This window comes from Enterobacter sp. fkY84-1 (genome assembly GCF_052974705.1).
Map to the genome: position 1 here is coordinate 4634045 of NZ_CP169393.1, position 24799 is coordinate 4658843.

Annotated in this window: 22 protein-coding genes; 18 read left to right on the forward strand and 4 right to left on the reverse strand. The window is 54.5% G+C overall.

Annotated features, from left to right (window positions below):
• The 3 genes from rbsA to kup all read right to left on the reverse strand — a co-directional run bounded on the left by rbsA (position 1) and on the right by kup (position 4018).
• Entirely contained in the window at positions 1 to 1506 is a 1506-nt protein-coding gene (gene rbsA, locus ACEPLT_RS22160) for a ribose ABC transporter ATP-binding protein RbsA (RefSeq protein WP_213375142.1), read from the reverse strand.
• A gap of 7 nt (positions 1507 to 1513) precedes the next feature.
• Positions 1514 to 1933, reverse strand: coding sequence for a D-ribose pyranase (gene rbsD / locus ACEPLT_RS22165; RefSeq protein WP_008503495.1), 420 nt, complete (start codon positions 1931 to 1933; stop codon positions 1514 to 1516).
• Positions 1934 to 2149: 216 nt separating this feature from the next.
• Positions 2150 to 4018: a low affinity potassium transporter Kup gene (gene kup, locus ACEPLT_RS22170; RefSeq protein ID WP_021242659.1), complete on the reverse strand. Its 1869-nt coding sequence runs from the start codon at positions 4016 to 4018 to the stop codon at positions 2150 to 2152.
• Between the two features lie 222 nt (positions 4019 to 4240).
• Here kup and ravA point away from each other — a divergent pair, with 222 nt between their 5' ends.
• Together ravA and viaA are read left to right on the forward strand one after the other, a co-directional pair.
• Positions 4241 to 5737: an ATPase RavA gene (gene ravA, locus ACEPLT_RS22175; protein WP_232929107.1), complete on the forward strand. Its 1497-nt coding sequence runs from the start codon at positions 4241 to 4243 to the stop codon at positions 5735 to 5737.
• On the forward strand, positions 5731 to 7182 hold the full coding sequence (gene viaA / locus ACEPLT_RS22180) for an ATPase RavA stimulator ViaA (RefSeq protein ID WP_032664809.1): 1452 nt from the start codon (positions 5731 to 5733) through the stop codon (positions 7180 to 7182). The genes ravA and viaA overlap by 7 nt, the downstream gene beginning before the upstream one ends.
• Here viaA and asnA read toward each other — a convergent pair whose 3' ends face one another.
• Entirely contained in the window at positions 7183 to 8175 is a 993-nt protein-coding gene (gene asnA / locus ACEPLT_RS22185) for an aspartate--ammonia ligase (protein ID WP_447088318.1), read from the reverse strand.
• A 151-nt stretch (positions 8176 to 8326) separates the two neighbouring features.
• Here asnA and asnC point away from each other — a divergent pair, with 151 nt between their 5' ends.
• The 16 genes from asnC (at position 8327) to pstS (ending at position 24746) form a co-directional block, all read left to right on the forward strand.
• The gene (asnC, locus tag ACEPLT_RS22190; protein WP_008500198.1) at positions 8327 to 8785 is read left to right on the forward strand and encodes a transcriptional regulator AsnC; all 459 of its coding nucleotides are present in this window, start codon (positions 8327 to 8329) and stop codon (positions 8783 to 8785) included.
• Positions 8786 to 8875: 90 nt separating this feature from the next.
• The gene (mioC, locus tag ACEPLT_RS22195) at positions 8876 to 9325 is read left to right on the forward strand and encodes an FMN-binding protein MioC (RefSeq protein ID WP_232929110.1); all 450 of its coding nucleotides are present in this window, start codon (positions 8876 to 8878) and stop codon (positions 9323 to 9325) included.
• Between the two features lie 374 nt (positions 9326 to 9699).
• Entirely contained in the window at positions 9700 to 11589 is a 1890-nt protein-coding gene (mnmG, locus tag ACEPLT_RS22200) for a tRNA uridine-5-carboxymethylaminomethyl(34) synthesis enzyme MnmG (RefSeq protein ID WP_008500196.1), read from the forward strand.
• 107 nt (positions 11590 to 11696) lie between these two features.
• Positions 11697 to 12320, forward strand: a complete 624-nt coding sequence (gene rsmG, locus ACEPLT_RS22205) for a 16S rRNA (guanine(527)-N(7))-methyltransferase RsmG (protein WP_023345142.1) — start codon at positions 11697 to 11699, stop codon at positions 12318 to 12320.
• A gap of 616 nt (positions 12321 to 12936) precedes the next feature.
• Entirely contained in the window at positions 12937 to 13317 is a 381-nt protein-coding gene (gene atpI, locus ACEPLT_RS22210; protein ID WP_008500194.1) for a F0F1 ATP synthase subunit I, read from the forward strand.
• Between the two features lie 8 nt (positions 13318 to 13325).
• A complete protein-coding gene (atpB, locus tag ACEPLT_RS22215) occupies positions 13326 to 14141 on the forward strand; it encodes a F0F1 ATP synthase subunit A (RefSeq protein ID WP_008500193.1) in 816 nt (271 codons plus the stop codon).
• A gap of 49 nt (positions 14142 to 14190) precedes the next feature.
• Entirely contained in the window at positions 14191 to 14430 is a 240-nt protein-coding gene (gene atpE / locus ACEPLT_RS22220) for a F0F1 ATP synthase subunit C (protein ID WP_000429386.1), read from the forward strand.
• Between the two features lie 48 nt (positions 14431 to 14478).
• Positions 14479 to 14949: a F0F1 ATP synthase subunit B gene (atpF, locus tag ACEPLT_RS22225; RefSeq protein ID WP_003862370.1), complete on the forward strand. Its 471-nt coding sequence runs from the start codon at positions 14479 to 14481 to the stop codon at positions 14947 to 14949.
• A 14-nt stretch (positions 14950 to 14963) separates the two neighbouring features.
• Positions 14964 to 15497, forward strand: a complete 534-nt coding sequence (gene atpH / locus ACEPLT_RS22230) for a F0F1 ATP synthase subunit delta (RefSeq protein WP_008500192.1) — start codon at positions 14964 to 14966, stop codon at positions 15495 to 15497.
• A gap of 12 nt (positions 15498 to 15509) precedes the next feature.
• Complete coding sequence (gene atpA, locus ACEPLT_RS22235; protein ID WP_003862367.1) at positions 15510 to 17051, forward strand: F0F1 ATP synthase subunit alpha; 1542 nt, start codon at positions 15510 to 15512, stop codon at positions 17049 to 17051.
• Positions 17052 to 17102: 51 nt separating this feature from the next.
• Positions 17103 to 17966: a F0F1 ATP synthase subunit gamma gene (gene atpG / locus ACEPLT_RS22240; RefSeq protein ID WP_008500191.1), complete on the forward strand. Its 864-nt coding sequence runs from the start codon at positions 17103 to 17105 to the stop codon at positions 17964 to 17966.
• Between the two features lie 31 nt (positions 17967 to 17997).
• A complete protein-coding gene (gene atpD, locus ACEPLT_RS22245) occupies positions 17998 to 19380 on the forward strand; it encodes a F0F1 ATP synthase subunit beta (protein ID WP_003862362.1) in 1383 nt (460 codons plus the stop codon).
• Positions 19381 to 19400: 20 nt separating this feature from the next.
• On the forward strand, positions 19401 to 19820 hold the full coding sequence (locus tag ACEPLT_RS22250) for a F0F1 ATP synthase subunit epsilon (RefSeq protein ID WP_006177560.1): 420 nt from the start codon (positions 19401 to 19403) through the stop codon (positions 19818 to 19820).
• 138 nt (positions 19821 to 19958) lie between these two features.
• The gene (glmU, locus tag ACEPLT_RS22255; RefSeq protein WP_023345143.1) at positions 19959 to 21329 is read left to right on the forward strand and encodes a bifunctional UDP-N-acetylglucosamine diphosphorylase/glucosamine-1-phosphate N-acetyltransferase GlmU; all 1371 of its coding nucleotides are present in this window, start codon (positions 19959 to 19961) and stop codon (positions 21327 to 21329) included.
• 225 nt (positions 21330 to 21554) lie between these two features.
• Positions 21555 to 23384 carry a glutamine--fructose-6-phosphate transaminase (isomerizing) gene (gene glmS / locus ACEPLT_RS22260; protein ID WP_008500188.1) on the forward strand — a complete coding sequence of 610 codons (1830 nt, stop codon included), beginning with the start codon at positions 21555 to 21557 and terminating at the stop codon, positions 23382 to 23384.
• A 321-nt stretch (positions 23385 to 23705) separates the two neighbouring features.
• On the forward strand, positions 23706 to 24746 hold the full coding sequence (gene pstS / locus ACEPLT_RS22265) for a phosphate ABC transporter substrate-binding protein PstS (protein ID WP_008500186.1): 1041 nt from the start codon (positions 23706 to 23708) through the stop codon (positions 24744 to 24746).
• The last annotated feature ends 53 nt before the right edge of the window (positions 24747 to 24799 follow it).

Consider the following 24799-nt stretch of genomic DNA (forward strand, 5'->3'; position numbering starts at 1 on the left):
TTACTCCTGATTCACGCGATTAAGCTTGCCCACAGCGGCAGCCATCAGAACTTCCTGGGTGGCCTGCTCGCGAGTGAATTCACCGCCGAGATGCCCTTCATGCATGACGATAATGCGATCGCTCATGCCCAATACTTCTGGCATCTCGGAAGAGACCAGAATGATGCTCAGACCGTCGGCCTTGAACTGGTTTATCAGCTGATAGATCTCTTTCTTCGCCCCCACGTCTACGCCGCGGGTTGGCTCGTCGAGGATCAACACTTTCGGGCGCGTCATCAGCCCGCGAGCAATTGCCACTTTCTGCTGATTCCCGCCGGACAACAGGCCAATCGCCTGCTCCATCGACGGGGTTTTAACGTTAAAGAGACGGATGAAATCGCTGACCGCCTGCTGCTCGTCTTTATGCTTCAGGCTGCCGCCGCTGCGGCTGAAATAGCGCAGCGCAGTCAGGGACATGTTCTCTTTTACCGACATGCCCAGCACTAAGCCGTCGCGTTTGCGGTCTTCGGAGATATAGACGATGCCGTTCGCCAGACCATCCTGCGGGGAGCGGGTGACCACTTCATGGCCGTCGAGGGTGACATAACCGCTGGTGCGCGGCAGTGCGCCGTACAACACTTTCATCAGCTCGGTACGTCCCGCGCCCATGAGGCCCGCCACGCCCAGGATCTCGCCCTGGCGCAGGGTAAAGGTCACGTCGTTCACACCCGGGCCGCAGAGGTTATCCACCTTCAGGCGGATCTCGCCCGGCGCTTTATCCAGATGCGGATACTGATCTTCAAGCTTGCGTCCCACCATCATTTCGATGAGCGTATCTTCCGTCAGCGTGGCCACTTGTCGCTCGGCAATAAACTGCCCGTCGCGGAAGACGGTGACGTCATCGCAGATTTCAAAGATCTCTTTCATGCGGTGAGAGATATAGACAATCCCGCGCCCCTGCGATTTCAGCTCGCGGATAACGCGGAACAGGGATTCGGTTTCGGTATCGGTCAGGGCGTCTGTCGGTTCATCCATGATGATGACCTTCGACTCGAAGCTCAGCACCTTCGCGATTTCCACCATCTGCTGATCGCCGATGGAGAGATCGCCGACCAGACGGTCGCTCTTAAAGCGCAGGTTCAGTTTCGCCAGCAGCTTGTCGGCTTCGGCATACATGGTTTTCCAGTCGATCTTGCCGAAGCGGTTCACGAACTCGCGGCCGAGGAAGATGTTCTCCGCAATGGTGAGCTGCGGGATCAGGTTCAGCTCCTGGTGAATAATGCCGATACCCGCTTCCTGAGAAGATTTCGGGCCAGTGAAGGTGGTTTCTTTACCCAGCCAGAGGAGTGAACCGGCATCGCGTTGATAGATCCCGGTCAGCACCTTCATCATGGTGGATTTGCCGGCGCCGTTTTCGCCCACCAGCGCCATTACGCGCCCGGGGTAAACGTTCAGCGCCGCGCCGGAGAGGGCTTTTACGCCCGGGAACGACTTATCGATCCCTTTGAGTTGCAGTAATGCGTCCATGATGGCCTCAGAAGGTGACGCCAGCACAGAGAATGATATTCGCATACGGGGAACACTCCCCGCTGCGAATCACCGCCTGACTGTCTGCGGTTTGTTGTTTGAATTGTTCGTGCGTTGTGTAACGAATTTCGATGGTGTTTCCCTGGTGTTGTTGCAGCTGCTCAAGATGGCTGAGCAACGTTTCGTGGAGCTGCGGATTATGTTGTTTGATTTCCGCCGCGAGAATGGCCGCCTCAACCTGCATCTCCGCGGTCACCACGTCCAGTACCTGCATAAACGAAGGTACGCCCTGCGTTAACGCCATATCAATACGGGTTGTGCTGCGCGGAACCGGTAAGCCTGCATCGCAAACCACCAGCGTATCGGTATGCCCAAGACGGGAAATCACCGACGAGATTTCTGAGTTGAGTACAGTGCCTTTCTTCATTTTTTTGCTCCACTAGCGAAACGTTTCGCTAAAAGAAGTGTAGCCTCAGAAATGTTCAGAAAACCACCATGACGTAACAGATTTGTGATCGACGTCGAAACGTTTCGCTAAGTGAAATATTGATGGGAGAAATTGCCCTGCGGCGCTTCGCTTGCACGGGCCTACGGGTTTGGTAGGCCGGGTAAGCGCAGCGCCACCCGGCATTTTGGAAAGGACTTAAATCTCGACCTGCGTACCCAGCTCTATCACGCGGTTAGGCGGGATCTCAAACTGGTCAGGCGCACGCAGGGCGTTACGTTGCAGGATGAGATACAGCTTACCGCGCAGGCGCAGGTACCACGGGCGCTTACCGATGATCAGCGACTCGTGGGACATAAAGAACGACGTCTCCATCATGCGGCAGCTTAAGCCTTCCAGACCGCAGCGGTGGAACACCTCTTCCACGTTCGGCGTTTCGCGCCAGCCGTAGCTTGCCACCACGCGCCAGAAGGTCGGGGAGAGCTGCTCAATCTGCACGCGGCGTACGTTGTGAACATATGGCGCATCTTCGGTACGCAGCGTCAGCAGGATCACGCGCTCGTGCAGCACTTTGTTGTGCTTGAGGTTATGCATCAGCGCGAACGGGATCACGTTCAGGGCGCGAGACATGTACACCGCGGTGCCCGGCACGCGGACCGGCGGAGATTTCTCCAGAGAAGCAATCATCGCCTCCAGAGAATTCCCGTGCTCATGCATACGGCGCAGCAGGCGGAAGCGCTCGCTTTTCCATGTGGTCATGACGATGAACATCACCAGACCCAGCGTCAGCGGAAGCCAGCCGCCGGAGACAATTTTGTCGAGGTTCGCGGAGAACAGCGGCACGTCAATGCACAGGAAGCCCACCAGAATCATCGCCACGAGGAACTTATTCCAGTGCCAGTTACGGTATGCCACCGTGGTGGAGAGAAGCGATGTCAGCACCATGGTGCCGGTTACCGCAATACCGTACGCCGCCGCCAGGTTGCTGGAGTGCTCGAAGCTGACAATCACAATCACAACAGCGAAGTAGAGCAGCCAGTTAACGAACGGGATGTAGATCTGGCCCGACTCCATCTCTGAGGTATGAATGATGCGCATCGGTGAGAGATACCCCAGACGCACGGCCTGGCGCGTCAGAGAAAACACGCCGGAAATCACCGCCTGAGAGGCAATGACGGTCGCCAGCGTCGCCAGGATCAGCATCGGCACCAGCGCCCAGTCAGGCGCCAGCAGGAAGAACGGGTTCTTAATCGCCTCCGGGTTTTTGAGCAACAGCGCGCCCTGGCCGAAGTAGTTGAGCACCAGCGACGGCAGCACAACCAAAAACCAGGCCACGCGGATAGGCAGCTTTCCGAAGTGACCCATATCCGCATACAGCGCTTCCACACCGGTGATGGAGAGCACGACCGCCCCCAGCGCCACGAAGGAAACTACTTTGTATTCGAGGAAGAAATGCACGGCCCAGTATGGGTTCAGCGCATGCAGCACTTCCGGGTTCGCGATAATGCTGCGTAAACCGAGCGCCGCCAGGATCAGGAACCAGGCCAGCATAATCGGCGCAAACAGTTTTCCCACCAGCCCGGTACCGTGCTTCTGGATCACAAACAGCAGCGTCAACACGATTATCGCCAGCGGGACCACCCACGTATCAAGCTGTGGCGCGATGATCTCCAGCCCCTCTATCGCCGAGAGGACCGAAATCGCGGGCGTGATAACCACCTCTCCGTAGAAGAAGCTGCCGCCAATCAGGCCGATAATCACCAGCACGGAGGTCATTCTGGCGGAGGTGTTGCGCCCTGCAAGGGACATCAGGGTCAGGATACCGCCTTCGCCCGCGTTATCAGCGCGCATAACGAAGGAGAGATACTTAACGGAAACGACCAGAATCAGCAGCCAGAAGATGAGGGACAGGAAGCCAAACACGGCATCGCGCTCAACACCAAAGCCAAACTGGCCGGACAAACATTCACGAAGCGTATAAAGCGGGCTGGTGCCGATATCACCGTAGACAACCCCGATCGCCGCAAGCGTAATTGCGGGTAATGATTGCTTATTATCAGTGCTCATAGACTAGTCTTTTCGTTTGAATAACAAATGTGTTCCTGGTCCCTTGGCCCACAAAAAGCGCACAGTATGCACGATTCATTGCAAAATCGTACCCCTAAATGCAACCGCATTAATGTAGCGCAAAGAAAATTGCGCCGCACTTCAGCCTATTACCAGCCCTGACTGAAACGTCTATACTCGCTTCAATTGGCCGCCACGACGGCGAAAGGATGCAAAACTATTATGGCTCACTCACATTTATTAGCAGAAAGAATTTCCCGCCTCAGCAGCGCGCTGGAGAAAGGCCTTTTCGAGCGTAGCCACGCCATTCGCCTCTGTTTACTGGCAGCATTGAGCGGTGAAAGCGTGTTTCTGCTTGGGCCGCCGGGCATCGCCAAAAGCCTGATTGCCCGCAGGCTTAAGTTTGCTTTTAAGAACGCCCGCGCGTTTGAATACCTGATGACCCGCTTTTCCACCCCGGAAGAAGTGTTTGGCCCCCTTTCCATTCAGGCGCTGAAAGATGAAGGGCGCTACGAGCGCCTGACAGCGGGGTATCTGCCTGAGGCAGAAATTGTCTTCCTTGATGAGATCTGGAAAGCCGGCCCGGCCATTCTGAACACCCTGCTCACAGCGATAAACGAACGTCGGTTCCGCAACGGCGCCAGTGAAGAGAAAATCCCGATGCGCCTGCTGGTGGCCGCCTCAAACGAACTGCCTGAAGCCGACAGCAGCCTGGAAGCGCTATATGACCGTATGCTGATCCGCCTGTGGCTGGACAAAGTGCAGGATAAGTCCAACTTCCGTTCCATGCTGGTCAGCCAGCAGGATGAGAACGAGAATCCGGTAGCAGCGTCATTGCAGGTATCAGACGAGGAGTATTACCAGTGGCAGGAAGAGATCGGTAAAATTAAGCTGCCTGATTCCGTCTTCGAGCTGATCTTCATGCTGCGCCAGCAGCTTGATTTACTGCCCTCTGCCCCCTATGTCTCCGATCGCCGCTGGAAAAAAGCGATCCGCCTGCTGCAGGCCAGCGCCCTGTTCAGCGGTCGCGATGCCGTTGCGCCCATCGATCTGATCCTGCTGAAAGACTGCCTCTGGCACGACGCGGAAGGCATGAATCTGATGCAGCAGCAGCTCGACGTTTTGATGACCGGACACGCCTGGGGACAGCAGGCGATGCTCAACCAACTGGGGGCGATTGCCCAGCGGCGCATCCAGCTTCAGCAGCAGCAAAGTGATAAAACCGCGCTGAAAGTGAATCGCCTGGGGGGGATGTTCGCCCGCAAACCGCACTATGAATTACCCGCCGAACTCACCAGCCCGATGCTGACCCTGCTGCTCCAGCAGCCGCTCAAGCTGCATGACATGCAGGTGGTGCACGTGACGATTGAGCGCGAGGCGCTGGCGCAGTGGCTGGATAAGGGCGGAGAGATCCGCGGAAAGCTCAACGGCATCGGTTTTGCGCAGCCGCTGAATATGGAAGTAGACAGCAGCCAGCACCTGGTGATCCGCGACGTCAGCCTGCAGGGCTCGCGTCTTGCGCTTCCGGGAACCGCCTCTGAGAGCGTCCCCGAAGAGATTAAGCAGCAGCTGGACGCGCTGGACACCGAATGGCACCAGCAGCACACCCGCTTTAGCGAGCAGCAAAAATGCCTCTTTATCCATAGCGACTGGTTAGGCCGCATCGAAGCCAGCCTGCAGGACGTCAGCGCGCAGATCAAACAGGCGCGTCAATGCTAACCCTGGATACGCTTAACGTCATGCTGGCCGTCAGCGAGGAAGGGTTGATCGAAGAAGTGGTGATCACCCTTCTGGCTTCACCGCAGCTGGCGGCCTTCTTTGAAAAATTTCCGAAGCTCAAAAAGGCGATGACCGACGATCTTCCGCGCTGGCGGGATAACCTGCGTCAACGGTTTAAAGAGACCGAAGTCCCCCCTGAGTTAACGGAAGAAGTGGCCTGCTATCAGCAGTGCCAGCGACTTTCCACGTCGCAGTTTATCGTCCAGCTTCCGCAAACCCTGACGTTGCTCGACAGGGTCCACTCCCCGTTTGCCAGCCAGGCCCGTGGGCTGGTCACGGACAACGCCACGTTCACTCCCGCACTGCACACCCTCTTTTTACAGCGCTGGCGTCTCAGCCTGGTGGTGCAGGCCACGACGCTAAACCAGCAGCTTCTGGATGAAGAGCGCGAACAGCTGCTCAGTGAAGTTCAGGAACGCATGACCTTAAGCGGCCAGCTTGAGCAGGTGCTGGTGGAAAATGAGAACGCGGCAGGGCGTCTCTGGGATATGAGCGCCGGCCAGCTTCGGCGCGGGGACTATCAGCTGATCGTCAAGTACGGTGATTTTCTGGCGCAGCAGCCCGAGCTGATGAAGCTTGCAGAACAGCTGGGACGTTCAAGGGAGGCAAAGTCGGTTCCAAAGAAGGACGCCCCGATGGAAACCTTCCGCACCCTGGTGCGTGAGCCGGCCACCGTTCCGGAGCAGGTCGACGGGCTCCAGCAGAGCGATGATATTCTGCGTCTGCTGCCCACGGAGCTGAGCACGCTGGGGATGACCGAGCTGGAGTACGAGTTTTACCGTCGGCTGGTGGAAAAACAGCTCCTCACCTACCGGCTGCACGGTGAAGCCTGGCGCGAGAAAATCAGCCAGCGGCCGGTCATTCATCAGGATTTTGACGAACAGCCGCGCGGGCCATTTATTGTCTGCGTGGATACGTCCGGCTCCATGGGCGGGTTTAACGAGCAGTGTGCAAAGGCGTTCTGTCTGGCGCTGATGCGCGTGGCGCTCGCCGATCGCCGTCGCTGCTTCATTATGCTGTTCTCCAGCGAAGTCGTGGGCTATGAGCTGACGAACCAGCAGGGGATCGAGCAGGCAATCCGCTTCCTGAGCCAGCGCTTTCGCGGCGGAACCGATCTGGCCAGCTGTTTTCGCAGCATCGTAGAGCGGATGCAGGGCGGCGACTGGTATGACGCTGACGCGGTAGTGATATCCGACTTTATTGCCCAGCGGCTGCCGGATGACGTGGTCAATAAAGTGAAGGAATTACAGCGTGTGCATCAGCACCGTTTTCATGCGGTGGCGATGTCCGCCCATGGAAAACCCGGCATCATGCGCATCTTCGATCATATCTGGCGCTTTGATACCGGGTTGCGTAGCCGCCTGCTCAGACGCTGGCAGCGTTAATTACAGAAGAGAACCGACGCTTTCACGTACCTGCTGCGGCCAGACGCCACACTGCACCTGACCAATATGGGGCAACTGAAGCAGCAGCATGGTCAGACGGGACTGGCCGATACCGCCGCCAATCGTCTGCGGCATTTCCCCACGCAGCAGCGCCTGGTGCCACTCCAGTTTGAGACGATCTTCATCTCCGGTCACCGCCAGCTGGCGCTTCAGCGCCTCAGCATCCACGCGGATCCCCATAGAAGAAAGCTCGAATGCGTCTTCCAGTACCGGGTTCCAGACCAGAATATCGCCGTTCAGACCGGCAAATTCCCCCTCACCGGTGGTGCTCCAGTCATCATAATCCGGCGCACGAACGTCGTGGCGTTTGCCATTAGACAGTTTGCCGCCGATCCAAATCAGGAACACCGCCCCGAGCTCTTTGGCGATCGCCCGCTCGCGGCCTTTGGCATCCAGATCCGGGAAACGGGTCAGCAATTCCTGGCTGTGTACAAAGTGGATCGTTTCCGGCAGGAACGGTGCCAGACCAAACGCTTTGCTTACGGCCGCTTCGGTCGCTTTGATCCCGGCGTAGATCGCCTCAACGGTAGACTTCAGCGTGCCAACGTGGCGCTCACCATCGCCCATCACGCGCTCCCAGTCCCACTGGTCAACGTAAACGGAATGAATGGGAGACAGGCGGTCTTCATCGGGGCGAAGGGCTTTCATGTGCGTGTAGAGCCCTTCGCCCGCGCTGAAGTCATGTTGTCCCAGGGTCTGACGCTTCCACTTCGCCAGTGAATGAACCACTTCGAACTGGGCGTCTGGCAGCGTTTTCACTTTTACCTGTACCGCTTTTTCGCATCCAGAGAGGTTATCCTGCGTCCCGTCACCCACGCGGCTGAGGATCGGGGCCTGGACTTCAATCAGCCCAAGCTTCTCTTCCAGCTGGCGGGAAAAATGGGATTTTACGAAACTGATCTGGCGTTGTTTTGCGATGTAAGCGGTTTTCATTATTTATACTCCTGCGTCCTGTTGATATTGATTAAGCAACAGAAATGGCACCTTATTCAATAACCCATCAGCAAAAAGCCGCCTTCACTTTTGATTCGATAAAATAAGGCGCTAGAATAGAGTGATTCATTAATCTTCATAAGAAAAAGCTATGGAAAATTATCAGATCGACAATCTCGACCGCGGCATTCTGGAGGCGTTAATGGCCAATGCCCGTACCGCCTACGCCGAACTGGCGAAACAGTTTGGCGTCAGCCCGGGAACCATTCACGTTCGCGTAGAGAAGATGAAGCAGGCGGGGATCATTACCGGTGCACGCATTGACGTCAGCCCGAAGCAGCTGGGTTACGACGTCTGCTGCTTCATCGGCATCATTCTTAAAAGCGCCAAAGACTACCCTTCCGCCCTGGCGAAACTGAACGCGCTGGATGAAGTCACCGAGGCGTACTACACCACCGGGCACTACAGCATCTTTATTAAGGTCATGTGCCGATCCATCGACGCCCTCCAGCAGGTACTTATCAACAAGATCCAAACAATCGATGAAATTCAGTCCACCGAGACACTGATCTCCCTGCAAAACCCGATCATGCGTACCATCCGCCCGTGATCGGGCAAATCCATTCCCACATTTTCCACAGGTAGATCCCAACTCGTTCACAGCGTACAATGGCCGTCTCTTTATCTGAGCGAGCGATCAATGGCGGACATTACCCTTATCAGCGGCAGCACCCTTGGCGGTGCGGAATACGTAGCGGAACATCTGGCTGAAAAGCTGGAAGAGGCGGGCTTTTCCACGGAAACCCTGCACGGCCCGTTGCTGGAAGATCTCCCGACTGACGGGGTCTGGCTGCTGATCACCTCCACGCACGGCGCGGGCGATCTGCCGGACAACCTGCAACCTTTATATGACGAACTGCTGGAACAGCAGCCCGACCTGTCAAACGTCCGTTTTGGCGCAGTGGGGATCGGCAGTCGTGAATATGACACCTTTTGCGGGGCAATAGAGAAAGTCGAAGCCGCTGTGACCTCCTGCGGAGCAAAACAGCTGGGCGAAACACTCAAGATCAACATCCTCGATCATGACATTCCGGAGGATCCAGCCGTGATCTGGCTCGCGGAATGGAAAAATTTACTCAAAAACGATTAAAGATCGCGCGAACAGATGTGGATAACTCTGGTTAAAAGCTCGTATTAACCCGTAGTTATCCAAAGAACAACCGTATCGCCGTTTTTGGCCTGTGTATAAAGTCGCGATCTGATCCCAGCTTATACGGTCCAGGATCACCGATCATTCACAGCAAACGATCCTTTCTAACTGCATGATCTTCTTTATGAGATCGGACTTATCCACACGGGTTCGCGATCCTAATAAGAGATCACAATAGAACAGATCTCTAAATAAAAAGATCTTCTTTTTAATAGCCCAGGATCCCAATGCTTTCTCGAAAGACTAAAGTTGAGTAGAATCCACGGCCCGGGCTTCAATCCATTTTCATACCGCTTTACGCGAGGCAGACCACCATGTTTTATCAGGATCCTTTTGACGTCATCATCATTGGCGGGGGTCACGCAGGCACTGAGGCCGCAATGGCCGCAGCGCGAATGGGTCAGCAGACCCTGCTTTTGACACACAATATCGACACGCTGGGACAAATGTCCTGTAATCCGGCGATTGGCGGCATTGGGAAAGGACACCTGGTAAAAGAAGTGGATGCACTTGGCGGCCTGATGGCGAAAGCGATCGATCATGCCGGCATCCAGTTTAGGATACTAAACGCGAGCAAAGGGCCTGCTGTTCGAGCGACCCGTGCACAGGCAGACCGCGTACTTTATCGTCAGGCGGTACGTACCGCGCTGGAGAACCAGCCGAACCTGATGATCTTCCAGCAGGCGGTTGAAGATCTTATCGTTGAGAACGATCGCGTCGTGGGCGCCGTGACCCAGATGGGCCTCAAATTCCGCGCTAAAGCCGTGGTGTTGACCGTGGGTACCTTCCTTGACGGTAAAATTCATATTGGTCTGGATAACTACAGCGGCGGCCGTGCAGGCGATCCGCCGTCTATCCCATTGTCTCGCCGTCTGCGCGAGCTGCCGCTGCGCGTCAGCCGCCTGAAAACCGGTACGCCGCCGCGTATTGATGCGCGCACCATTGATTTCAGCGTGCTGGCGCAACAGCACGGTGATAACCCAATGCCGGTCTTCTCGTTTATGGGCAATGCGGCACAGCATCCGCAGCAGGTGCCGTGCTACATCACGCACACCAACGAGAAAACCCATGACGTGATCCGCAATAACCTCGATCGCAGCCCGATGTACGCCGGCGTGATCGAAGGGATCGGTCCACGCTACTGCCCGTCGATCGAAGACAAAGTGATGCGCTTTGCCGATCGCAACCAGCACCAGATCTTCCTGGAGCCGGAAGGGTTGACCTCAAACGAAATTTACCCGAACGGCATCTCCACCAGCCTGCCGTTCGACGTACAGATGCAAATTGTTCGCTCAATGCAGGGTATGGAGAACGCAAAAATCGTTCGCCCTGGCTACGCTATTGAGTACGATTTCTTCGATCCGCGTGACCTGAAGCCGACCCTGGAGAGCAAATTCATCCACGGTCTGTTCTTCGCGGGTCAGATTAACGGCACCACCGGCTACGAAGAAGCGGCTGCACAGGGCCTGCTTGCCGGTCTGAACGCCGCGCGCTTCTCTGCTGAGAAAGAGGGCTGGGCTCCGGCGCGTTCTCAGGCTTATCTGGGCGTGCTGGTTGACGATCTCTGCACGCTGGGTACCAAAGAACCGTACCGTATGTTTACCTCTCGCGCGGAATATCGCCTGATGCTGCGTGAAGATAACGCCGACCTGCGTCTGACCGAAATGGGTCGCGAGCTGGGTCTGGTCGATGACGAGCGCTGGGCGCGCTTCAACGAGAAGCTGGAGCGCATTGAGCAGGAACGTCAGCGTCTGAAAACCACATGGGTGAATCCGCAGGCGGAAACCGCTGCTGAAGTGAACGCTCACTTAACCGCGCCGCTGTCGCGCGAAGCCAGCGGTGAAGATCTGCTGCGCCGTCCAGAAGTCACCTACGAGAACCTGGTCAAACTGACCGCGTTCGCGCCGGGCCTGGAAGACGCTGAAGCGGCAGAGCAGGTCGAGATCCAGGTGAAGTACGAAGGTTACATCGCCCGTCAGCAGGATGAGATCGAAAAACAGCAGCGTAACGAAAACACGCTGCTGCCGGAAATGCTGGACTACCGCCAGGTGACGGGCCTTTCCAACGAAGTGATCGCCAAGCTGAACGATCACAAACCGGTGTCGATCGGTCAGGCATCCCGCATCTCGGGCGTGACCCCGGCGGCGATTTCGATCCTGCTGGTGTGGCTGAAAAAGCAGGGCATGCTGCGCCGTAGCGCGTAATTGACATTGCTTTTGGCGGGTGGCGCTTCGCTGACCCGCCCTACTTATTCGTAGGCCCGGTAAGCGGCAGCGCCACCGGGCAAAAAAACTCTCAACAGGTATTCACCGTGCTCAACAAACTCTCTCGTCTGCTGGATCAGGCAGGTATTTCGCTCACCGATCACCAGAAAAATCAGCTGGTGGCCTATGTCGATATGCTGAACAAATGGAACAAAGCGTACAACCTGACGTCTGTTCGCGACCCCAACGAGATGCTCGTTCGCCACATTCTCGACAGCATCGTGGTTGCTCCCTGGCTAAAAGGTGAACGCTATATCGACGTGGGGACGGGCCCTGGTCTGCCGGGTATTCCGCTGTCGATTGTTCGCCCTGAGAGCCATTTCACGCTGCTGGACAGCCTTGGCAAACGCGTGCGCTTTTTGCGCCAGGTACAGCATGAGCTGAAGCTTGAAAACATCACGCCCGTGCAGAGCAGGGTAGAGGAGTTCCCGGCAGAGCCGCCGTTTGACGGGGTTATCAGCCGCGCATTTGCGTCGCTCAACGATATGGTGAGCTGGTGCAAGCACTTACCTGCGGAGAATGGCCGCTTTTATGCGCTGAAAGGGCAGTTGCCAGGCGATGAGATTGAACAGCTTCCGGACGGTTTTGCTGTCGAGTCTATTGAGAAATTACAGATTCCTCAGCTCGAAGGCGAACGTCACCTGGTGATAATTAAGCCAAACAATTTTTAAAAAATTAATAAAAAATGTGGAATTCGTGCTGTTCTTATCATGTTAAAAAACAGCACAACTACCGGGGATTTACCGAGGAGCTTTTAACCTCTGCTTCACTAAGGTTTTTCTTCCGGTTAACGAAGCAACCGTTATTCACCGAGAAGATAGTCATCTTTGAAAATATAAGTCTGCTAAAAGTGGAAGGCAGTAACCAGAACGCAATGTTAATTATTTATTAAGAATGTCAATAAAAGGTTTTTATTGTGTACTGGGCTGTTTTGAAAATAGTTGCGACATTTTGCGTTTAATTTCATAAAGATAAATTTCTGCGATTTGCGCCTTTGATAAATACAACCTTATCGCAAATGTGTGTTTTGTGATCTCGTGCACGCTTTATCGACAACGTTTTCGCGCTGTTTGCAGTTTTGGTCGAAGGTTGACGCTTTCAGCGAAAGTTAAAAAATAGCGGTGGGGAAAAATATTTAAACATTTATTCACCTTTTCGCTACTTAATGTTTGAAATCACGGGTGCGCACCGTATAATTTGACCGCTTTTTGATGCTTGACTCTGAGCCTTAAAGGACGTTTTATACGACACGCGGCATACCTCGAAGGGAGCAGGAGTAAAAACGTGATGTCTGTGTCGCTCTTGAGTAGAAACGTTGCTCGTAAGCTTCTGTTCATTCAGTTTCTGGCTGTGATAGCAAGTGGACTGCTGTTTAGCCTCAAAGACCCCTTCTGGGGCATCTCCGCCGTGTGCGGGGGTTTGGCGGTTGTGCTGCCAAACGTGTTGTTTATGATTTTTGCCTGGCGTCATCAGGCGCATACACCTGCCAAAGGCCGCGTGGCCTGGTCCTTCGCCCTCGGCGAAGTGTGTAAGGTGTTGCTGACCTTTGCTCTACTGGTGATGGCGCTGGCGGTTTTGAAAGTGGTCTTCATGCCGCTGATAGCAACGTGGGTTTTGGTGCTGGTGGTACAAGTTCTGGCTCCAGCTGTAATCAATAACAAAGGGTAAAAGGCATCATGGCTTCAGAAAATATGACGCCGCAGGATTACATAGGTCACCATCTGAATAACCTTCAGCTGGACCTGCGTACATTCTCGCTGGTGGATCCACATAACCCCCCGGCCACCTTCTGGACGATCAACATCGACTCCATGTTCTTCTCGGTGGTTTTGGGTCTTCTGTTCCTGGCCATGTTCCGCGGTGTTGCTAAACGAGCGACCAGCGGTGTACCAGGGAAATTCCAGACCTTCATCGAAATGATCATCGGCTTCGTCCATGGTAGCGTCAAAGACATGTACCATGGCAAGAGCAAGCTGATTGCTCCGCTGGCGCTGACCGTGTTCGTTTGGGTCTTCCTGATGAACCTGATGGACCTGCTGCCAATCGATCTGCTGCCGTTTATTGGCGAGCACATCTTCGGCCTGCCTGCACTGCGTGTGGTACCGTCTGCGGACGTGAACATCACCCTGTCGATGGCGCTGGGCGTGTTTATCCTGATTCTTTTCTACAGCATCAAAATGAAAGGCGTAAGCGGCTTTGTGAAAGAGCTTACCTTGCAGCCGTTCAACCACTGGGCGTTTATTCCGGTCAACCTGATCCTGGAAGGCGTTAGCCTGCTGTCCAAACCTGTTTCACTGGGTCTGCGACTGTTCGGCAACATGTATGCGGGTGAGCTGATTTTCATTCTGATCGCGGGTCTTCTGCCGTGGTGGTCACAGTGGGTTCTGAATGTGCCGTGGGCCATTTTCCACATCCTGATCATTACGCTGCAAGCCTTTATCTTCATGGTTCTGACGATCGTCTATCTGTCGATGGCGTCTGAAGAGCACTGATTTTTTACCAACACTACTACGTTTTAATTGAAACAAACTGGAGACTGTCATGGAAAACCTGAATATGGATCTGCTGTACATGGCTGCCGCTGTGATGATGGGTCTGGCGGCTATCGGTGCTGCGATCGGTATCGGCATCCTCGGGGGCAAATTCCTGGAAGGCGCTGCGCGTCAACCTGATCTGATTCCTCTGCTGCGTACTCAGTTCTTTATCGTTATGGGTCTGGTGGATGCTATCCCAATGATCGCTGTAGGTCTGGGTCTGTACGTGATGTTTGCTGTCGCGTAGTAGTAGTTTTAAAACCCTAAGCCACAGATATTAAAGAGGTATTGTGCTGTGAACATGAACGCAACAATCCTCGGCCAGGCCATCGCGTTTATTCTCTTTGTCTGGTTCTGCATGAAGTATGTATGGCCGCCTTTAATGGCAGCCATCGAAAAACGTCAGAAAGAAATTGCTGACGGTCTGGCTTCTGCAGAACGCGCTAAGAAAGATTTGGACCTTGCACAGGCCAACGCGACAGACCAGCTGAAAAAAGCGAAAGCGGAAGCTCAGGTTATCATCGAACAGGCTAACAAACGCCGTTCGCAGATCCTGGACGAAGCGAAAGCTGAAGCAGAACAGGAACGTACTAAGATCGTGACACAGGCTCAGGCTGAAATTGAAGCTGAGCGTAAACGTGCTCGTGAAGAACTGCGTAAGCAGGTTGCGATTCTGGCTGTTGCTGGCGCCGAGAAGATCATCGAACGTTCCGTGGATGAAGCTGCTAACAGCGACATCGTGGACAAACTTGTCGCTGAACTGTAAGGAGGGAGGGGCTGATGTCTGAATTTGTTACGGTAGCTCGCCCCTACGCCAAAGCAGCTTTTGACTTTGCTATCGAACACCAAAATGTCGATCGCTGGCAGAATATGCTGGCGTTTGCCGCTGAGGTGACGAAAAACGAACAAATGGCCGAGTTGCTTTCCGGTGCGTTAGCACCTGAAACCCTCGCCGCGTCGTTTATCGCCGTGTGCGGAGAGCAACTGGATGCCAACGGCCAGAACCTGATTAAGGTGATGGCAGAGAATGGTCGTCTCCGTGTGCTCCCGGATGTTCTCGAGCAGTTTGAGCACTTACGTGCCCTTAGTGAAGCTACCGCTGAAGTCGAAGTGACTTCTGCGACTGAACTGAGTGACGAACAGCTTGCGAAAATTACCGCCGCGATGGAAAAACGTCTGTCACGCAAAGTTAAGCTGAATTGCAAAATCGATAAGTCTGTAATGGCAGGCGTAATCATCCGTTCGGGTGATATGGTCATTGATGGCAGCGTACGCGGCCGTCTTGAGCGCCTTGCAGACGTCTTGCAGTCTTAAGGGGACTGGAGCATGCAACTGAATTCCACCGAAATCAGCGAACTGATCAAGCAGCGCATTGCTCAGTTCAATGTTGTGAGTGAAGCTCACAACGAAGGTACTATTGTTTCTGTAAGTGACGGTGTTATCCGCATCCACGGCCTGGCCGATTGTATGCAGGGTGAGATGATTTCCCTGCCGGGTAACCGTTACGCTATCGCACTGAACCTGGAGCGCGACTCCGTTGGTGCAGTTGTGATGGGTCCATATGCTGACCTCGCCGAAGGCATGAAGGTTAAGTGTACTGGCCGTATTCTGGAAGTACCGGTTGGCCGTGGCCTGCTGGGTCGCGTTGTTAACACCCTGGGTGCGCCAATCGACGGTAAAGGTCCGGTTGAGCACGATGGCTTCTCCCCAATCGAAGTTATCGCACCAGGCGTTATCGACCGTCAGTCCGTAGATCAGCCTGTTCAGACAGGTTATAAGTCCGTTGACGCCATGATCCCAATCGGTCGTGGTCAGCGTGAACTGATCATCGGTGACCGTCAGACCGGTAAAACCGCGATGGCTATCGACGCCATCATCAACCAGCGTGACTCCGGCATCAAATGTGTGTATGTGGCCATCGGCCAGAAAGCGTCCACCATTTCCAACGTGGTTCGTAAACTGGAAGAGCACGGCGCACTGTCTAACACCATCGTTGTGGTGGCGACCGCGTCTGAATCTGCTGCACTGCAATACCTGGCACCATACGCTGGTTGCGCAATGGGCGAATACTTCCGTGACCGCGGTGAAGATGCGCTGATCGTATACGATGACCTGTCTAAGCAGGCTGTTGCTTATCGTCAGGTATCCCTGCTGCTCCGTCGTCCACCAGGACGTGAAGCGTTCCCTGGCGACGTATTCTACCTCCACTCTCGTCTGCTGGAGCGTGCTTCCCGCGTTAACGCGGAATACGTCGAGAACTTCACCAAAGGTGAAGTGAAGGGTAAAACGGGCTCTCTGACCGCGCTGCCGATCATTGAAACCCAGGCGGGTGACGTTTCTGCGTTCGTTCCGACCAACGTAATCTCCATTACCGATGGTCAGATCTTCCTGGAAACCAACCTGTTTAACTCCGGTATTCGTCCGGCGGTTAACCCGGGTATCTCCGTATCCCGTGTGGGTGGTGCTGCACAGACCAAGATCATCAAGAAACTGTCCGGTGGTATCCGTACCGCGCTGGCACAGTATCGTGAACTGGCTGCGTTCTCTCAGTTCGCATCCGATCTGGACGAAGCAACCCGTAAACAGCTGAGCCACGGTCAGAAAGTGACCGAGCTGCTGAAGCAGAAACAGTACGCACCAATGTCTGTTGCTCAGCAGGGCCTGGTACTGTTCGCGGCTGAACGCGGTTACCTCGAAGATGTGGAACTGGCGAAAATCGGTAGCTTCGAAGCCGCTCTGCTGGCTTACGTCGACCGTGATCACGCTCCGCTGATGCAAGAGATCAACCAGACCGGTGGCTATAACGACGAAATCGAAGGCAAGCTGAAAGCTATCCTCGATTCCTTCAAAGCAACCCAATCCTGGTAATCGTCCGGCGGCTTGTCTCAGGACAAGCCGCCTGGCATTGAGGAGAAGCTCATGGCCGGCGCAAAAGAGATACGTAGTAAGATCGCAAGCGTCCAGAACACGCAAAAGATCACTAAAGCGATGGAGATGGTCGCCGCTTCCAAAATGCGTAAATCGCAGGATCGCATGGCGGCCAGCCGTCCTTATGCAGAAACCATGCGCAAAGTGATTGGTCACCTTGCAAACGGTAATCTGGAATATAAACACCCTTACCTGGAAGAACGCGACGTTAAGCGCGTGGGCTACCTGGTGGTGTCGACCGACCGTGGTCTGTGTGGCGGCTTGAACATTAACCTGTTCAAAAAACTGCTGGCGGATATGAAAGCATGGTCTGAAAAAGGCGTTCAGTGCGATATCGCAATGATCGGCTCTAAAGGCGTCTCTTTCTTTAACTCCGTTGGTGGCAACATTGTCGCTCAGGTGACCGGTATGGGTGATAACCCGTCCCTGTCCGAACTGATCGGCCCGGTTAAAGTGATGTTGCAGGCCTATGATGAAGGCCGTCTGGACAGACTGTACGTTGTCAGCAACAAATTCATTAACACCATGTCTCAGGTTCCAACGCTCACTCAGATGCTGCCGTTACCGGCATCAGAAGATGACGAGCTGAAGCAAAAAGCCTGGGATTACCTGTATGAACCCGATCCGAAACCGCTGCTGGATACCCTGCTGCGTCGTTACGTTGAATCTCAGGTTTATCAGGGCGTTGTAGAAAACCTGGCCAGCGAGCAGGCCGCACGAATGGTGGCGATGAAAGCCGCGACCGATAATGGCGGCAGCCTGATTAAAGAGCTGCAGTTGGTTTACAACAAAGCTCGTCAGGCCAGCATTACTCAGGAACTCACCGAGATCGTCTCGGGGGCCGCCGCGGTTTAACCAGGTTTACGAATTACGTAGAGGATTCAAGATGGCTACTGGAAAGATTGTCCAGGTAATCGGCGCCGTGGTGGACGTCGAGTTCCCTCAGGACGCCGTACCACGCGTGTACGACGCGCTTGAGGTACAGAATGGTAACGAGAGCCTGGTGCTGGAAGTTCAGCAGCAGCTCGGCGGCGGTATCGTGCGTACCATCGCGATGGGTTCTTCCGACGGTCTGCGTCGTGGTCTGGAAGTAAAAGACCTTGAGCACCCGATCGAAGTCCCGGTAGGTAAAGCAACACTGGGTCGTATCATGAACGTATTGGGTCAGCCAATCGACATGAAAGGCGACATCGGTGAAGAAGAGCGTTGGGCTATCCACCGCGCGGCACCTTCCTACGAAGAGCTGTCCAGCTCTCAGGAACTGCTGGAAACCGGTATCAAAGTTATCGACCTGATGTGTCCGTTTGCGAAGGGCGGTAAAGTGGGTCTGTTCGGTGGTGCGGGTGTAGGTAAAACCGTAAACATGATGGAGCTGATCCGTAACATCGCGATCGAGCACTCCGGTTACTCTGTGTTTGCGGGTGTAGGTGAACGTACTCGTGAGGGTAACGACTTCTACCACGAAATGACCGACTCCAACGTTCTGGACAAAGTATCCCTGGTTTACGGCCAGATGAACGAGCCACCTGGAAACCGTCTGCGCGTTGCGCTGACCGGCCTGACGATGGCTGAGAAGTTCCGTGACGAAGGCCGTGACGTTCTGCTGTTCGTTGATAACATCTATCGTTACACCCTGGCCGGTACTGAAGTATCTGCACTGCTGGGTCGTATGCCTTCAGCGGTAGGTTATCAGCCAACACTGGCGGAAGAGATGGGTGTTCTTCAGGAACGTATCACCTCTACCAAAACCGGTTCTATCACCTCCGTTCAGGCGGTATACGTACCTGCGGATGACTTGACTGACCCATCTCCAGCCACCACCTTTGCGCACTTAGATGCAACCGTGGTACTGAGCCGGCAGATCGCGTCTCTGGGTATCTACCCAGCCGTTGACCCGCTGGACTCCACCAGCCGTCAGCTGGATCCACTGGTTGTTGGTCAGGAGCACTACGACACCGCGCGTGGCGTACAGTCCCTGCTGCAGCGTTACCAGGAACTGAAAGACATCATCGCCATCCTGGGTATGGATGAACTGTCTGAAGAAGACAAACTGGTGGTAGCACGTGCGCGTAAGATCCAGCGCTTCCTGTCCCAGCCGTTCTTCGTTGCGGAAGTATTCACCGGTTCTCCGGGTAAATACGTTTCCCTGAAAGACACCATCCGTGGCTTTAAAGGCATCATGGAAGGCGAATACGATCACCTGCCAGAGCAGGCGTTCTACATGGTTGGTTCCATCGAAGAAGCTGTGGAAAAAGCCAAAAAACTTTAACGCCTTAATCGGAGGGTGATATGGCAATGACTTACCACCTGGACGTCGTCAGCGCAGAGCAACAAATGTTCTCTGGTCTGGTCGAGAAAATCCAGGTAACGGGTAGTGAAGGTGAGCTGGGTATTTTCCCGGGTCACGCACCGCTGCTCACCGCCATTAAGCCTGGTATGATCCGCATCGTTAAACAGTTCGGTCACGAAGAGTTTATCTATCTGTCCGGCGGCATTCTTGAAGTGCAGCCTGGTAGTGTGACCGTTCTGGCCGATACCGCTATTCGTGGCCAGGATCTCGACGAAGCGCGAGCCCTGGAGTCGAAGCGTAAGGCTGAAGAGCACATTAGCAGCTCTCATGGTGACGTGGATTACGCTCAGGCGTCTGCGGAGCTGGCCAAAGCGATCGCGAAACTGCGCGTTATCGAGTTGACCAAAAAAGCGATGTAACACCGGCTTGAAAAGCACAAAAGCCAGTCTGGATACCAGGCTGGCTTTTTTTTTCGGCCTTAATTCATGATGAAAAAGATGTAGAATTTTAAGCATCAAACGTTTTTACTTCTCACTCAAACAACCGTCAGGATGCGTATGTCAAACAGTGCGATGAGCGTGGTGATCCTTGCTGCAGGCAAAGGGACCCGCATGTATTCCGACCTGCCTAAAGTGCTTCACACGCTTGCAGGAAAGCCAATGGTGCAGCACGTCATTGATGCAGCGAATGAACTGGGTGCCAGTCAGGTCCACCTGGTCTACGGCCACGGTGGCGATCTGCTTAAAAAGACGCTGAGCGACGACAAGCTCAACTGGGTGCTTCAGGCCGAGCAGTTGGGTACAGGCCATGCCATGCAGCAGGCAGCGCCCTTCTTTGCGGATGACGAAGACATTTTGATGCTCTACGGCGATGTCCCGCTGATCTCCGTTGAAACGCTGACTCGCCTGCGTGAAGCCAAACCGCAGGGCGGCATCGGTTTATTAACCGTCGTGCTGGATGATCCGACCGGCTACGGCCGCATTACCCGTGAAAACGGCAACGTTACGGGTATTGTTGAGCATAAAGATGCCAGCGAGGCGCAGCGTCAGATTCAGGAGATCAACACCGGTATCCTGATTGCCAATGGTGCGGATATGAAGCGCTGGCTGTCGAAGCTCAACAACAATAACGCGCAGGGTGAATACTATATCACCGACATCATTGCGATGGCATACCAGGAAGGGCGCGAGATTGCGGCGGTCCATCCGGCGCGCATCAGCGAAACCGAAGGGGTGAACAACCGTCTTCAACTCTCCCGTCTTGAGCGCGTTTATCAGTCCGAACAGGCCGAGAAACTCCTTCTGGCTGGCGTGATGCTGCGCGATCCGGCGCGTTTCGATCTGCGTGGCACGTTATCTCACGGGCGCGACGTTGAAATTGATACTAACGTTATCCTCGAAGGTCACGTCACGCTGGGCAATCGCGTCAAAATTGGCGCTGGCTGCGTGATCAAAAACAGCGTCATTGGTGACGACTGTGAAATCAGCCCGTACAGCGTGGTGGAAGATGCCCGTCTGGATGTGGCCTGTACCATCGGCCCGTTTGCGCGTTTGCGCCCGGGCGCTGAGCTGCTGGAAGGCGCTCACGTGGGCAACTTCGTTGAGATGAAAAAAGCGCGTCTGGGTAAAGGCTCTAAAGCCGGTCATTTAACCTATCTGGGCGACGCGGAAATTGGTGACAACGTCAACATTGGCGCAGGCACAATCACCTGTAACTATGACGGCGCCAATAAGTTTAAAACCATCATCGGTGATGATGTGTTTGTCGGTTCCGACACCCAACTGGTGGCGCCTGTTACCGTGGGTAACGGCGTAACGATTGCCGCCGGGACAACCGTTACGCGCGATATCGCCGATAACGAATTGGTATTAAGCCGTGTGCCGCAGGTGCACAAGCAGGGCTGGAAACGTCCTGTGAAGAAGAAGTAACAACAAGGCGGGTGGCGCTACGCTTACCCGCCCTACGATTGAGTAGGCCTGATAAGGCGTAGCCGTCATCAGGCAAACCCGGGTGAGGAGATAAACATATATCTCCCCCCACAAGCAGTACCCATAAAAATAACCCCACTCTCTACAAGGCTCGGGGCGCCCGGAAAGGGTAAATACAGGTCAGCGACAACGCAGGCATTATGCCTAAATTCGGAATCTAAAATTATGTGTGGAATTGTTGGCGCAGTTGCGCAGCGTGATATTGCTGAAATCCTTCTCGAAGGTTTACGTCGTCTGGAATACCGTGGTTACGACTCTGCCGGTCTGGCTGTTGTCGATGCAGAAGGTCATATGACCCGTCTGCGCCGTCTCGGTAAAGTGCAGATGCTGGCCCAGGCCGCGGAAGAACATCCGCTGCACGGGGGAACCGGTATTGCGCACACCCGCTGGGCGACGCACGGCGAACCGTCTGAAGGCAACGCGCACCCGCATGTGTCTGAACACATCGTGGTCGTGCACAATGGCATTATCGAAAACCACGAACCGCTGCGTGAAGCACTGAAAGCGCGCGGCTACACCTTCGTCTCTGAAACTGACACCGAAGTGATTGCTCACCTGGTGCACTGGGAACTTGAGCAGGGCGGTACGCTGCGTGATGCGGTGCTGCGTGCTATTCCTCAGCTGCGCGGTGCGTACGGTACGGTGATCATGGATTCCCGCGACCCGTCAACGCTGCTGGCCGCGCGTTCCGGTAGCCCGATGGTTATCGGCCTGGGCATGGGTGAAAACTTTATCGCTTCCGATCAGCTGGCACTGCTGCCGGTAACGCGTCGCTTTATCTTCCTCGAAGAGGGGGATATCGCCGAAGTGACTCGCCGCAGCGTAACCGTGTTCGATACCAAAGGCGAGCAGGTGAAACGTCAGGAGATCGAATCGAATCTGCAGTACGACGCGGGCGACAAAGGCGCTTACCGTCACTACATGCAGAAAGAGATTTACGAGCAGCCAAACGCCATCAAAAACACCCTGACCGGGCGCATCAGCCATGGTGAAGTGGATCTGAGCGAGCTGGGCGCAAACGCGAACGAACTGCTCAGCAAGGTCGAGCATATTCAGATCGTGGCCTGCGGCACCTCCTACAACTCCGGTATGGTCTCTCGCTACTGGTTTGAATCTCTGGCGGGCGTGCCGTGCGACGTAGAAATTGCGTCTGAGTTCCGCTATCGCAAATCTGCCGTGCGTCGTAACAGCCTGATGATCACCCTTTCCCAGTCAGGTGAAACGGCAGATACCCTGGCGGCGCTGCGTCTCTCTAAAGAGCTGGGTTATCTGGGTTCTCTGGCCATCTGTAACGTCCCGGGCTCATCGCTGGTGCGTGAATCCGATCTGGCGCTGATGACCAAAGCGGGTACCGAAATCGGCGTGGCCTCCACCAAGGCGTTTACCACTCAGCTGACGGTTCTGCTGATGCTGGTGGCGAAACTGGCGCGTCTGAAAGGTGAAGATGCCTCTGTTGAGCATGACATCGTTCACGGTCTGCAGGCGCTGCCGAGCCGTATTGAGCAGATGCTGTCTCAGGACAAACGCATTGAAGCTCTGGCGGAAGATTTCTCTGACAAACATCACGCCCTGTTCCTGGGCCGTGGCGATCAGTATCCGATTGCGCTGGAAGGCGCGCTGAAGCTGAAAGAGATCTCTTACATTCACGCTGAAGCCTATGCGGCAGGCGAGCTGAAGCACGGTCCGTTGGCGCTGATTGACGCGGATATGCCGGTTATCGTCGTGGCACCGAACAACGAACTGCTGGAAAAACTGAAGTCCAACATCGAAGAAGTCCGCGCCCGTGGCGGCGTGCTGTACGTCTTTGCTGATAAAGATGCCGGTTTCGCCAGCAGCGACAACATGCACATCATCGAGATGCCGCATGTGGAAGAGGTGATTGCGCCGATCTTCTACACCGTTCCGTTGCAGCTACTGGCCTATCACGTGGCGCTGATCAAAGGCACCGACGTTGACCAGCCGCGTAACCTGGCGAAATCGGTTACTGTAGAATAATCCCTTCAGGCTCCACCTTCGGGTGGAGCTTTTTTATCCCGCCTGGTTTGTTTTTAATCAATTCGTTCACGTTTTTAATAATGACAATTTGTTATCTTCAGCTACTTTTTTCAGTGTCACATAAAGAAAATATTTCTGAAAACGGTTCGTCATAAAAGTGGCTAACACGATGAAAATTAAGCTTTATTTTGCTTATTTTTAAGTGAAATTTTCATTGTCATAAAACTGTCATAATTCGTACATTTATCTGTCACCTGTTTGTCCTATTTTGCTCATCGTAGCCACTAAACAACGATTTACGAAAATCTTGCAGGAGACATTATGAAAGTTATGCGTACCACTGTCGCAACTGTTGTCGCCGCGACCTTATCTCTGAGCGCGTTCTCTGTATTTGCAGAAGCAAGCCTGACTGGCGCTGGTGCAACCTTCCCTGCGCCGGTGTATGCCAAATGGGCGGATACCTACCAGAAAGAAACCGGTAACAAGGTTAACTATCAGGGTATCGGCTCCTCCGGTGGCGTAAAACAAATTACCGCGAACACGGTTGATTTCGGCGCATCAGATGCTCCGCTGTCTGATGACAAACTGGCTCAGGAAGGCCTGTTCCAGTTCCCTACCGTGATCGGTGGCGTGGTTCTGGCGATCAACCTGCCGGGCGTGAAGTCGGGTGAGCTGGTGCTGGACGGCAAAACGCTGGGTGACATCTACCTGGGCAAAATCAAAAAATGGGATGACGAAGCGATCGCCAAACTCAACCCAGGCCTGAAGCTGCCTTCTCAGAACATCGCCGTGGTTCGCCGCGCGGATGGTTCCGGTACCTCTTTCGTGTTCACCAGCTACCTGGCGAAAGTGAACGAAGAGTGGAAATCTAAAGTCGGCTCCGGCTCTACCGTTAACTGGCCTACCGGTCTGGGCGGTAAAGGTAATGACGGTATCGCCGCGTTCGTACAGCGTCTGCCTGGCTCCATCGGCTACGTAGAGTATGCGTACGCGAAGCAGAACAACCTGTCCTACACCAAACTGGTGTCTGCCGACGGCAAACCGGTTAGCCCGACCGAAGAGAACTTTGCTAACGCCGCCAAAGGCGCTGACTGGAGCAAATCCTTCGCGCAGGATCTGACTAACCAGAAGGGCGAAGGGGCGTGGCCAATCACCTCTACCACCTTCATCCTGGTGCACAAAGAGCAGAAGAAACCTGAACAGGGCGCTGAAGTGCTGAAATTCTTCGACTGGGCATACAAAAACGGCGGCAAACAGGCTAACGCTCTGGATTACGCCACCCTGCCAGACAACGTGGTTGAGCAGATTCGCGCTGCATGGAAAACCAACGTGAAAGACAGCAGCGGTAAAGCGCTGTACTAACAGGATATATTTAACGAAGATGGCGGGTGGCGCTGCGCTTACCCGCCCTACGG